Below are 13,484 nucleotides of genomic sequence, written 5' to 3' on the forward strand. Positions count from 1 at the left end.
ACTAATAATAAAAAACCCGGTTCCGCTGCATAAGCAGCAAAGCCGGGTTTATCGCGGATACAGCAGCCTGCCTCTACCTTTATTGGGCTGCTTTTTTATACTGTGTCGGGGTCGATCCTGTTACGCTTTTAAACAGTCTGCAAAAATACCGGTAGTCCGAAATGCCGACCGCCTGCGAAACCTCATATATCTTCATCGTCGTATGGCCGAGCAGCTCCTCCGCCTTCTTGATCCGGATGCGGTTCAAATAATCGGAAACGTGTTCCCCGGTCTCCTGCTTGAACAACTGGCCGGCATATGAAGGATGTAGCAATACGTGCTGCGCCAATTCGGTTACCTGCAAATCCTCGGTATACCGTTCGCGGATGATCCGGCACATGGTCTGCACTTCTTTGCGCATTTTGAACAGCCCTTGTTCGCCGATCGCTTGGTTCAAATGTTGAAGCATCTCGTCCCACCACTCCTTGAAATCCTCCATTCGCTCGATATATGGGATCGCGCCCAGCTTAGCCGCGACAGCCGGAGGCAGAACGACCAGAGCGGGATCGAGCAGCTTTTGGGAGATGCGGAGAAGATCCGGCGGATAATAAGACGGCTCCGCTTTATTCGTCATGTCCGCGACCGCTCTGCGCAGAGGATCGATCATGCCCTGCTCGAGCGATTTGACCGCATCCGCAAGCCATTTGCGGCTCGTCACCGGATCTACCCGCTGGAACGAAGCGGCTCCGGTTTCCGTTATATAGGGGCTGTCTTTATAGAAATAACCCGATAATCCGTCCCTCAAAGCCCGCAGCTGCTCCGTGCATTGCTGCGAATCGGTCAAGCCGCTTCCGTAATGCGTAAAGCAATGGGGTCCCGCAATCGATCGAAGCAAATCCAAGCCGGCCTTGGCGATCGACAGCAGCTCCGATTGTATGGCCGCGTGAGCGGACATGCCGATAATGACAAACAGACGGTTTTCCTTATAAGGAATGACGACGGCCTTATGCTTTTCCGAACCGGTTATGGCGCGATCGCGCATTTCCTGCGCGAGCCGGCTCTCAATCGCCATCCCCGCTTCCGCCTGAAGCTGGCGGGAGCGGTCATCCGCAGCATGGCCGCCGAACGTCCGGTATACATCCCAGCCATAGGCTACGATCGCACATGACGGAGAGCGCTTTTGCAGCAGCAGCTCGGCGACTGCCGGAGGATATTCCGTCCGCTCCGCTTCTCCGGACTCTCCGAGAACGCGTTCCGCCCACCGTTTGCGTTCCTTCCAATCCTGATGCCAATCCACGTCTATTTCTTTGCGAAGCTCCTGTGCGGCAAGCCTAACCGAGGCCAAAATATGCTCGGGCGATTTCGCCATTTTCATCAAGTAATCCGTTACGCCTATCGAGATGGCGCGCTGGGCAAAAGCAAATTCGCCGTAAGCCGTAAGAATAATAATCTTAACCTTCGGCCACCTCTCCCGGACGTATGCGGCAAGTTCCAAACCGTTCATGCCCGGCATCGTAATGTCGGTTAGAAGCAAATGCGGCCTCTCGCTCTCCATCAGCTGGATAGCTTCCTCCGCATCGGACGCCGCGCCGATCAGACGGATACCGATCGATTCCCAGTCGATTCGTTCGGAAAACCGTTCACGTACCCAGAGCTCGTCGTCTACGATCAGCAGCCTAAGCATGGGAGCGCTCCCCCCTGTTCGAAAATAAGGTTTGATCGATTTCCGCTGCCGGACCCGGAAGCCGAACGGAAACCGCCAAGCCTCCGCCCGGCTCGTTCTGGAATCGAAGTCCGTATTCGGATCCGAAATAAAGCTGGATACGCTCCTGGATATTGCGCAGGCCCAAATTATTCAATCCTTTGGCGGAGGAATGGGACTGCACTCCCGAAAGAAACCTCTCCAATTTTTCCGGCTCCATGCCCGGACCCGTATCGGAAACTTCGATTACCGCTGCCGTATCGGGCTCGGGCGATCCCGACACGATGATATGATTCACTTCCCGCTTCCGCAGACCGTAAAAAATGCTGTTTTCCACCAAGGTAATAATCGTCAGCTTTGGAATCGGCACGGCTAGCAGCTGCTCCGGCACGACGATATCGACCTCGAACGTCTCCCCGTAACGCAGCTTCATCAAGCGCACGTAATGCTCCACATGCCGCAGCTCCTCCTCGAGCGTGACGATATCGCCTACTTTATCGATCGAATACTGCAGCATGCCCATTAAGGAATGAATCATCGTCACCATTTCGGAAGCCCGTCCCGCTTCGTCCAGGCAGTATATCGCGTTCAGCGTGTTATTCAGAAAATGAGGATGGATTTGCGACTGCAGCACCTTCAGCTCATGATGGCGCTTCTTCTCTTCCGCAAGCTTCAGGTCTTCGAACAGCAGTTGAATGTTGTCCATCATCCGGTTGAAGCCGTCGGTTATAAGCGAGAATTCATCGTTTCGTTTCAGCGATACCCGGGCATGCAGATCTCCCCTGGACCCCGCCTTCATCTGCTTAATGATCACGCTAACCGGCTTCTGAATATATTTGGCGATCCAAATCGAAACAATGGCGGATAAAAAGACGGCCATCGCCAGCACGAACCACAGCTGCCGCTTCAGCAGCGAAATAAGCGGATAGGCTTCCTCTTCCTTCACAACGGATAGAACGACCCAGTTCCAGCGGTTTTGCTCGCTTCTTAATACTTTGTACGCCGCTTTCGACGTATGGATCTCATCGAACGGGGACCGGCTTATCGAAACAAGCTCCTGCAGCTCGTCAACCATCTGCCGATGCTCCATAATCGTTTCATAATCGCCTTGTTTCATATTGGAAGTAATGAATTCGCTCTTGTCCGTGAACAAAAATATGTTTTGATCCCTTTTCTGTACGATTAAAGGTCCCGCTAAAGCACGCAGATTCAGATCGATGACGATCATCCGGCGCTCGTTGATCCGCTTCGCTACCGAGAGCGACTTTCTTTCCGACACTTGATAGGGCGGACTCCACCAAAAGCCGGTTTTCTCCGTTTGCTTAAATAATCTCTCTACTTGCTGGCCCGGTATGAAAAATTGATAAGCAAAAGGAACGCTTCTCAATATTTGCCCGTCCTCTACGAGGTAAACCCCTTCGATCTCCTCCTGATGCAGACTGACCATATTCTCCATAAGCGACTGATAATCGTTCTTCTCATAGATCACCGGATTGGACAGAAACAGCAATTGGGATTGAATATTGTTCATAAACGTTTTCAAGTAGTTTTCAACTTCGACAACCGACGATTGAAGCGCTTTCTCGTTGTTCTCGCGAATCGGCTCGAATACTCTTTGGTAACCGAAAAAGCTGATGACCGTAACGACGCCGACGACCGAAATGAAGGTAAGGACGAACAGCTTTTTACTGATGCCGACAAAGCTCGGCTTTTTTATCATCCTCATGCTGGCAGATCCTTTCCCCGTCGAATCGATAAGGCAGTTACGAATCATTATATCACTTGACAAGGATAAACGGCTTCGTCTACACGTTTTCGAAGAAAACGGCATCGGAAGCATATGCTTTTGGCGGCGCGTTTACCGAGAAGTCGAACAATCGGCGGAGGATATACGTTCCGAGACTTCGGAAAAGCTGTCCGCGATGCGGACAGCCTTAGATGGCAGATCAATTATTCCGGAATGTGATCGGTTTCCCGAAAGCGCTTGAAACCTGCTCGGCGTAGTAATCGAAGATCGCTTTCCCGCCGAATTTGTCCATCAGCTCCTGGCGCATTTGCGGCCATTTCGAAGCGTCCTTCTCCTTGAACAAAATCTCGACATGGTATTCGCTCATCTTCTTGCGCAGCGAAGCGAGGTCCATCCCCTCTTTCACGACAAGACTCGTGCCGTACGACGGAATCAATTTATAGGATAAAATTTTAGCGGCAATCGCTTTATCCCGTTCCGTCATATTCGGGTCGATGACATCGAGTCCAAGCTGCTTCGCTTCGCTCTGCACGAACCAGCTGTAGATGGTCAAGAAGTTCCCGTTGTCGGTGATGTCTTTCTTATAGGCGTCTGCAATCGGTTCGATTTTATTGCCGCTCCGTTTGTAGTGAACGCCTTCCTTGCCGTACTTGGCCAGCAGGAAGCCTTCTTCGCTCGCGAGCCAGTCGAGGATCTCGATCGAGCGTTTGGCTTTCTCGTCCGACGACTTGGAGCTGAGCAAGAACGGATTAAGCGGCAGCGGCTCGTACCAAACGCCTGTCTTGGCCGCGATATGGAACGGCTGCCAATCCGCCTTCTGATCGCCGGTCACCGCTTTCGTCTTGACTTGAAGTCCGTTCGCATTGTTGTCATAGGCATAGTCGAGACCGTTGGCAAGCACGATGCCCACCTTGCCCTGCTGCGCCTTCTCCAGATGCTGACTGCCCTTGTTCAGCAGCCAATCCGGGTCGATAATTTTCATATCCATGACTTTGCGGATATCGTCCAGCACTTTCTGCATCCGCAGATCGGTACGAACATCGACAAATTGATTGCCGTCCAGCATAAAGTCGCCGACCAGGCCGTTCTTTATAATTTCCGGGAAGTCCTGAGACAAGGAGGCGCCGTTTCCGGATGCCGAAAACCCGTAGGTGTCGTTTTTGCCGTTCCCGTCAGGATCCTTCTCCGTAAATGCCTTCATAACGGCAACCATGTCCTCATACGTCTCCGGCATTTTTAAATTCAATTTGTCCAGCCAGTCTTTCCTTACATAGTAAGAACGAGCCATCGTCTTCGGGAAAGGGATCGGCGCGCGCTTGAATACGCCCAGCGCTTGATACCGTTTGACTTCGTCCTCTTTCACCCAATATTTGAAATAGTTCGGCATGGCCGCAGGCGTTACGAGCCCCGTCAAATCGCGGGCAACGCCGTCCTTAATATATTTCACCGACTCCAAGCCGTCCGAGTAGAATACGTCGGGAATATCGCCGGAAGCGATCATCGTATTCAGCTTGCTCGTATAGTCCGGACCCGTCGCCATATAAATCAGCTTCAAATCCACGTTGAACTTCGATTCGATCGCCTGCTTGACGAAGTCCTTGTCGGCCGAAGGCAGCTGCGCATTATTAGGAGCGTTAACGAACCAGGTAAGCGAAACTTTCTCTTTCTTGGCTGCCTCGGACGGCTTGACGGACGGCGCTGACGATGCCGTAGTGCCCGTATCCGTTTTAGTGCCGCACGCCGAAGCCGCTACCGCCGTCAAAAGCAAAACCGACATCCATGACCATGAGCTTCTTATTTTCATGTTTAGACCCTCCCGTGTTTTCATCAGTAGTTCACCGAATAGCGATACGCATTACCCTTTGATCGAGCCGAGCAACACCCCCTTCATGAAATATTTTTGCAGGAACGGATACAGAATCAGCACGGGTACGGTAGCGACGACGACAACCGCCATCTTGATCGTTTCCGGAGGCAGACTCTCCATCTGCGTCGCGGGAACCGCAAGCTCCTGGCTGACGCTCGGCGTTACGATCATATTGCGCAGCACCACCTGAAGAGGATAGAGTGTTCGCTCGTGCAAATACATGATCCCGGAGAAATACGTATTCCAATGCCCGACGGCGAAAAATAGAGCCAGCGTCGCCATGATCGGCAGCGATAAGGGCAGTACGATGCGCACAAGCGTCGACAAATCCCCGCAGCCGTCTACTTTAGCCGCATCTTCGAGTTCGGGAGGCAGCCCTTCGAAATAGGTTTTCATAATCAGCAGATTGAAGGTAGAGACAAGCCCCGGAATCATGAGCGCCCACAGCGTATTGATCAGCCCGAGCCCTTTGACGACCATATAGCCGGGAATGATGCCGCCGGAAAACAGCATGGTGAACACGATCATGAGCAGCATGACGCTTCTCCCCGGCAAATATTTTTTGGAGAGCGCATAGGCGAGCGCCGTCGTGACCGCCAAATTCATCGCCGTGCCGGCCACCGTAATATAAATCGTAATTTGAAGCGCACGCGGGACGGTCGCACTGCTGAAAATGGTTTTGAACGCCTCCAGCGTGAGCTCGCTCGGAATAAGGACGAAGCCCCCGTTTCGCATCACCTCGGTATAAGGCGTGACCGACATGATGAAGACGAAATACAGCGGAAACAGCGTTGCCAGACAAAATAAGGAGAGGATTACATACAGGAAGCCGTCGATCGCTCGATCGGACGCTTTCTTCTTAAGCACGAAAGACATCGATGTCACCCTCCATTACCATATACCGGAATTCCCGATTTTTTTGGCCAATTTATTGGCGCCCAGTACAAGCACGAGTCCGATGACCGACTTGAACACGCCCATTGCCGCAGGCACGCTGAAATCCAAATTCTCGATGCCCCTTCGGAAGATCCAGGTATCCAGAATGTCTCCCACCTCGTAAACGCGTGCATTCAAAAAGATATAAACCTGATCGAAGCCTGCGTCAAGAATAGCCCCGATGCGGAAAATCATCAGCAGGACGAACACTTCGCGGATACCGGGCAGCGTAATGTGCCACAATTGCCGCCAGCGGCTCGCGCCGTCGACTACGGCGGCCTCGTACAGCTCCGGATTGATCGCGGACAGTGCGGCCAAATAGATGATGGCTCCGAAACCGGTATTTTTCCAAATATCCGTTAGGAGGAGCATCGGACGGAACGTGTCCGCGTTGGTCAGAACATCGATCTCTCCCCAGCCCATATCGCGAAAGAATGTCGTCACAAAGCCCGCACCCGGAGCGAAGAAGGAGAACACGAGCCCGTAGACGATGATCCATGAAAGAAAATGCGGACCGTACGTAATCGTTTGAACGACCCGCTTGAACCATTTTACCCGAATCTCGTTAAGCATCAGCGCCAGGATAATATCCGGAAACATGTTGAACACGATCCGGTATAGGCTCAGAAGAATCGTGTTCTTCATCAGAATGGGAAAGTCGGGCGTATTCCAAATCGTCCGGAAATTGTCGAATCCGACCCACGGGCTCCCCCAAATCCCCTTCATCAGGTTGTAATCCTTGAATGCGATTACCAATCCGACCATCGGACCGTAGTGAAAGATCAGATAGTAGACCATTCCCGGAAGGGCCAACATATACAACCATCGGTACCGGTACAGCGTCCTGAAAAATCCTCCGTTAACGGACCGCTTCGTGAGGTTCGGTGTAACGAGAACGTTCGACTTGTCAATCTGCATATCATACTCCCTTCTGCCTTCAAGCCGCACGTTTCATACAACTGAAGCGCTTACATCGTTTATCTATTTTCATTATAAGTTGGCCGGGAGGATGAAAATATGCAACTGATTCTAAATTGTGTATACTTTTTCAAGAAGAGGCGCGCCCCCGCAGCATAAGGGCCGCAAACGGCCGAAGCACGGGGCGCGCCAGTTTAGCGGCTTCTCCTCAATCCCTTCGTTAAGGCAACTGGAATACGACCGTCGGGCTGGTTGCGATGTTATTCAAAAGTTCCTTCCGCACTCCTCCATAGGTCATACTGAACGTATACGAGACAGGCAGCAGCTCCTTGCCGATCTCTCCGCCGGCTGTAAGGCCGATCGTCCTCCAGCTACCCGCATAATACGAGGCGTTCCCGTTGTTCAGCGGATTTCCCTCGCTGTCCTTCAGCTGTACAATGGCCTTCACCGTCTGGAATACGACCACAGGGTCCGTTCCGATCTGCTGCACTTTCTGCTGGATCCCGCCTTCATACGTAATGCTGAACGGATAGTTGCCGGGCAGCAGCTCCTTTACGGCCTCTCCGCCGGTTGTAAGTCCGAACGTCTTCCAGCCTCCCGCATAGAACGCAACGCTGCCGCTATTCAGCGGATTTCCCAGGCTGTCCTTCAGCTGTACCTTGGCTTTTACCGTCTGGAAAACAACGGCCGAATCCGTTCCGATATGCTGTGTTTTCTGCTGATGCGCGCCTTCATACGCGATGCTGAACGGATAGTTGCCGGGCAGCAGCTCCTTGACGGCCTCTCCGCCGGTTGTATCCCCAAATGTTTTCCAGCCATTCGCATAATAAGCCGCGCTGCCGTGATCCAGCGGATTTCCCATGCTGTCCTTCAGCTGTACCTTCGCTTTTACCGTCTGAAATACGACCTCCGGGTTCGTTCCCGTATGCTGCACCTTATCCAGTTGGGTTCCCTCATAGGTCATGCGGAAGGTGTAGCTTTTGTTCGCCAAAGGCTTGGATGCTCGGCCGTTTTCGTCCGTCACGCCAAAATCTTTCCATCCCCCGTCATAATAGGTCACTACGCCTCCGCTGAGCGGATTTCCGCTGCTGTCCAGCAGTCGCACCGCGGCCGGCTTGTCGATCTTCACGATAGCCGTACGATCCGCCTCCCTGTTGCCTGCCTTGTCTACGCTCCAATAAGTCAGCGTGTGTGTTCCCTCTGCGGTTAGCACGACGGAGGTACCGGATTGCGGCGCGCCGCCGTTCACGGTATAGAAGGTGTTCGCCACGCCCAAGCCTTCATCCGTCGGACTCAACACGACGGTCGTTTCCTGACCGACCCATTCCTGCGGCGCGTTGTCCGTTGTCGTCGGCGGTATCTTGTCGATGTTGTTCACCGCATAGCTGCTTATATTGGACACGCGGCCTGCCGCGTCCGTACTTCTTGCATACACCGCGTCGTTAACGGAAACGACGACGGGAGCCGCGTAAGCGGTCCATTCGCCGCCCGCGCCAAGCTTGTATTCTTTCGACGTCACAGCGGCCGGATAGCCGATTGTTACGGTGACGTCGGTGTTGGTCGGTGCCGTTATATCCGCCGAGAAGGTCGCTTCCGCCGGCGGCTGAGCCTCCTGGCTTGCGGTATACGTCAACGGAATCCGAAAAGCGGCGCTCTCGGCTATATCGTATACATATCCTTTGCTGAAATCTTTCGAATCCTTATAGGATCGGATCAGCGTAATATCCCCGATGTCGAGCTTCAAGCGACTTCCGTTCAAGACGGATACCCCCTTGATGAGGTACGCCGCATTGCGGACGCGGTCATTTTGAATGATGATGCTCTTCCCGATCAAATCGGCCGGGGAACCGGAAAGCCCGGGAGCATCGACGATAATCTCGTTCTGCTGCGACAGCTCCTTCGTGAAGTCCGCGACCGTCCCCGTTACGGCTCCCGTGCGGTCCTGCAGGACTTCGCCGCTCTTCCCGATATAAGAGCCATCGTGTACATAAGTGCTTACCCGTCCGTCCTCCTGCACCGAATAAACGCCGAGGAAGCCTTTAAACGCCAGAGCGATTGCGGAACCAGGAAGTTCAACCGTGTAGGCTTTGCCCGAATCCAAGCTGTTCACGATCGTATCGGTTCTGCCGTTCGTGAGCGTCACGCTTACCGCACGAGCCTCGCTGTCGGCGACGGTTTGGCCGTTATGCTTGACGACAAGCGGCGTAATGGAGCTGATAAAGCGTTGTCCCTTGTACGGCTCGATGATCGAAGTAAAGATGCTATCCAAGCCTGTGCCGCTGCGGTGAGCGACCAGATAGCGGAGCTCCTTGGGGTTGCCCGCCTTATTGTCCGGCGGTACGCCGTCCGCAAGCGCCACGTCGTTCACGCCGCCCAGCATCGTTAGCCGGAGATGGACATCCGTCGCGGCTCCGCTGCCTTGGCCGTACACGTTCCACGTATCCTTCACGTTCCAATCGACGCTGAACGCCTCCGACGGCGACGCATCGCGCTCCACATTTTTCAGGTAATGGAACCCGCTGCCCTTGTACGGAACCCCGTCCTTATCGTCGACTCTCGTCCCAAAAGGCACGTCGGCTCCTGCATACGTTCCCGCTTCCTGACGGGTCAGATTCAGTCCTTCGGTCGTAACCGTTCCTTCCGCGCCGTGGAAGCTGAAATAATGATCCGTTCCTCCTTTGACCCGGAACAAATCCACGGCATAGGAGTTCTCGCCGTCCGCCTTGATCATCGCGGTAGTCCGCTTATAGAGCGTTGTCTGCGGATATACGTTGGGCGCTTCCACGTCGATGAGCTTGACCAGATCCGTATCGTCAAAATGCTTGGGCTCTGCCGCCCCTTCGTTCTGACTTTGCTTCAGCTTATCCACGACAACCGTATTATGGCTGATCGTATTGACGACCCACTGCTCCCGGTGCATATCGATCGTATCGGAAAATTTGGGATATCCGAGGTCCGGCGACAAATCGAGGCCGAACGCATGCATGCCGATGTTTAACGTATCCCGGTGGCCATGGCTCGAGTTGCGTCCATAGAACATCCACACGTCCCGAAGCGTGTTCTTCCCGCCGGCCTGCGCATCCCGCTCGGCGCGCGCCGCTGCGTTCAGCAGGTTCAAGACGCGAACGGCCATTTTGAAGCCGCCGGATGAAGGATGCTTTCCGATGCCCTCGAAGGAAATCCGGTGCGTTCCCTGCGCAAGGTTAAGCCGGGCTATCGACTCGTACCGGTTCAGATCCGTTCCGTAGAAGTCCAGCTCCTTAACGGGCTGCCCGTCGATGGAAATCCGGTACTTGCCGAAGGTCGGCGCTTTGACGGGGAGCAAATCCAGATCATACTCGTCCGTGTTCGGTACGATGAAATCGAAGGCAAGCGTCGCTCCGGTTTGCGCCGCCTCCAGCTGGACGGCGCCGGACTCCTCGAAAAATTTTGTCGGCACGCTCTGCTCGTGCACGTTCATGCCGCCGAAGCCGAGTCTCGTTCCGTAGTCGACATCCGGGCTTTCGCCGTCCCGCAGCGCGGCAAATCCGTAGCCGCTCCGGTTGTCGGTCTCCATGTCGAGCAGACCGTGCTCCTCTATGGCCGCTTCAATGCGGTCCGCGATCACGCCCGGATTTTGGGAGAATACATCCGTATGGATACCGTCCGTCGTATTGTTGTTCATAAAATAGGCAAGCTGCGCATAAATCGGATCGCCGTATTCCTCAAATGCCTTGATGACGTCCGTCATGCGGTAAATAAGGAACGGATTCCCCGTTTTGCCCGTATCTCCGATGTTTGCCGTATACTTCTCGCTGAGCAGAAGCGGATTCATGGCCGAAAACATTTTCTGAAACTTCACATTGCGGTAAAGATCGGCCTCCGGATAAAGATCGTAGCCGTCCAAAATATCGGCCGTCATCCGGTGAGTTTGCAGCCATAACACATTGTAGCCCGGTGCGCTCTCGTTGCCGTTCCCGTCCCGGTCGACGTCCGATACGAGCGAGTTCAGAATGTTTCCGCCTGTCAAGCGGGTAGGATTGGAAAGGACTTCGCCGGACTCAAAAATAAAGTCCAGCCACTCCTTCGTGTCGGGCATCGTATCGTAAACGACGGCGGCCATCGCCAGAGCGCTTTGGTGCATGCCGTCATTCCCGAGTATTTGCGTCTTCCCGACCGCCGGGAACACCTGCTTGATAATGCCGTCTTCGATATTCCGGCGGATGTCCGCTCCGGCGCTCTTCGTATTCGTCATCCGGAACTGCGCCGACTTCGCGCTCAGAAACTGGATGATTTCCGGGTCGTCCATCGCCGGGAAGAAGGCGTCGTACGCGCTGATGAACGATTTCACGAGTTCGGTTTCCCAAATGCCGCCCAGCACCTTGCCGTTCCCCTTCGATTTGCCCCATGAATTCAAATAAACGTTGATGTCGTACTTGCTTACGTCCATATCCGGATACACGTCCGCCACCCGGTCGAGCAAAATCGTGCCGGCGCGGGCATACTTGATGTCCCCCGTATACAAATAAGCGTCGCGGAACGCGTTAAGCGCCTGCTGAATCAGCGAATTTTCCTTGTACCAAGAGAACCAGTGGACGTAGTAGGCGATAAACGTATACCGGCGGCCTTGATCGTCCACCCAGCCGGAGCCGTCGTCGACTCCCCATGTAGGCCCCTTCTCGGGGTAGAGCGTGTTCACGAGCAGACTCCGGTCCGCAAGCTTCGGCTGGAATACGCCGTGTTCGTCCAGACCGCTGCGGTAATAGGCTCCGAAATCGTTGGTCGGATAGCGGTAGTAATTGCCGTTTGCGTCTTTGGCGCTCGGATCGACGATTTTCCACGGATCGTTCATCAGATCGGCCCGGTAAGGATAATTGCCGAATGCGTCGATTGCGGTGCCGCTAACCGGACTGCCGAACTTCTGATTGACGGCATAGCTGCGGGGAAGCGTTTGTCCGGGAACCGCATTCCATAGAAATTCCATGCCTTTGGCCAAATATTTATCGGCGTTTATAACCGCCGCGTCCTTCAGGCTTTTCGCCCATTGCAGCTGCTGCACGTTCTGGCGGGCGGCGGCAACCTTGCCCGTGCTGTACAGCGTCGTTCGCGTTTTGCTGTTCAAAGCTACACCTGTCCTTCTGAATGTCGCGTTATCGAAATATACGGTGCCTCCCGTGGACGGAGCCGTGCCGAGCCGCAGACTGATATAAGCGGTCTGTGCAGGGGTAACGCCCTTAAGCGTTACGGACTCCCAAGCGTTACCGGATACGCCCGTTTGGTACACCGATGAAAGAACGGTTTTGTCCGCATTCCAAAACTCCATCTTCAGCTCTGCCGCCCCGGAGCTCGCGAAGGCGAATACGCTGGACGTGTACTCCGTGCCGGGCAGTACCGGAATGAGATGGCTGCGCAGTCCTGCCGATTGGCCTTCCGCGTTCGTTATTTTCACGCTGCGGGCTCCGTCGTACGCTTTCGCGCCGGATATTTCCGCGACGCCGTCAACCTCGCGCCAATGACCGGCCCCTCCGTTTTCCGTTTGCTCGAACGAGCCGTTATTCAAATTCGGACTCGGGTCCGGAGGGAGTTCGCCGAACTGGGCGTCGTCAAAATAGGCGGTGCCGATGTTCGCAAGCCCCGTATACACCCGCAGGCTCGCCGTTACGGCTCCTGTCGGCGCCTTTTGCCGGATCGAGAGCGGCTTCCACTGGTTTAACGACGTATTGCTGGTAATCGGGAAAAGAATGAGCGTATTATTCGCGTCCCAAAACTCCAAATACAGGACGGAGCCGCCCTCCGTATTGTAAGAATACGCCGAAGCCTCGTAATCCCTGCCGACCGTAACCGGGAACTTCTGGCTCCGCAGACCGACGGACGCGGTACTGCTCGGATCCTTCAGCTCGACGCTGTAAGCGCCGCTGCGCACGACGTACGTGGAGGACGTCACCGTCCCGCTGATCACCGACCAGCCTACAGGCTTCCCGCCGGAAACCTGCTCGAAGCCGCCGTTAAGCGAAGCCGGCAGCGGATTCGCGTACAGCTTCCCGGGAGAAAACGGAAAGACCGATAACACCATCAACAAAGACAACCACATAGACAAGAAACGCAAAGCTCGAACTCGACTCATTCCTAAAACCATTCCCTTCCAACCGGATTTTGGGCAGTCGTGGCTGAATAGAGCGCTTTCATTTGACCCTCGACCATTATAAAGTCCATAAACGGCTTGAAAATAGGCATCCAATTCAACAAAGTGTTCACTAATTCAATACGGACCCGTTAGCCCTCCCCTATTCGAAGATGCCGTTCACTCACCGTTATTCCGCGAACCTATTGAATTTGTGAACATTTTATTGAATGGA

6 protein-coding genes are annotated in these 13,484 nt (G+C 54.2%); all 6 read right to left on the reverse strand.

From position 1 onward, the window contains the following. Positions 1–79: 79 nt before the first annotated feature. Positions 80–1,663: a response regulator gene (locus ACKGJP_RS33735; protein ID WP_409343102.1), complete on the reverse strand. Its 1,584-nt coding sequence runs from the start codon at positions 1,661–1,663 to the stop codon at positions 80–82. Beyond that, the gene (locus tag ACKGJP_RS33740; protein WP_409343103.1) at positions 1,656–3,407 is read right to left on the reverse strand and encodes a sensor histidine kinase; all 1,752 of its coding nucleotides are present in this window, start codon (positions 3,405–3,407) and stop codon (positions 1,656–1,658) included. The genes ACKGJP_RS33735 and ACKGJP_RS33740 overlap by 8 nt, the downstream gene beginning before the upstream one ends. A gap of 220 nt (positions 3,408–3,627) precedes the next feature. Next, a complete protein-coding gene (locus ACKGJP_RS33745; protein WP_409343104.1) occupies positions 3,628–5,232 on the reverse strand; it encodes an extracellular solute-binding protein in 1,605 nt (534 codons plus the stop codon). Between the two features lie 51 nt (positions 5,233–5,283). Next, the gene (locus ACKGJP_RS33750; protein WP_409343105.1) at positions 5,284–6,171 is read right to left on the reverse strand and encodes a carbohydrate ABC transporter permease; all 888 of its coding nucleotides are present in this window, start codon (positions 6,169–6,171) and stop codon (positions 5,284–5,286) included. 15 nt (positions 6,172–6,186) lie between these two features. Beyond that, positions 6,187–7,149, reverse strand: coding sequence for an ABC transporter permease (locus ACKGJP_RS33755; RefSeq protein ID WP_409343106.1), 963 nt, complete (start codon positions 7,147–7,149; stop codon positions 6,187–6,189). Between the two features lie 220 nt (positions 7,150–7,369). Continuing rightward, entirely contained in the window at positions 7,370–13,252 is a 5,883-nt protein-coding gene (locus tag ACKGJP_RS33760; RefSeq protein WP_409343107.1) for an OmpL47-type beta-barrel domain-containing protein, read from the reverse strand. Between the last annotated feature and the right edge of the window lie 232 nt (positions 13,253–13,484).

Source organism: Paenibacillus litoralis (assembly GCF_046244365.1).
Classification (GTDB): Bacteria; Bacillota; Bacilli; order Paenibacillales; family NBRC-103111; genus Paenibacillus_V.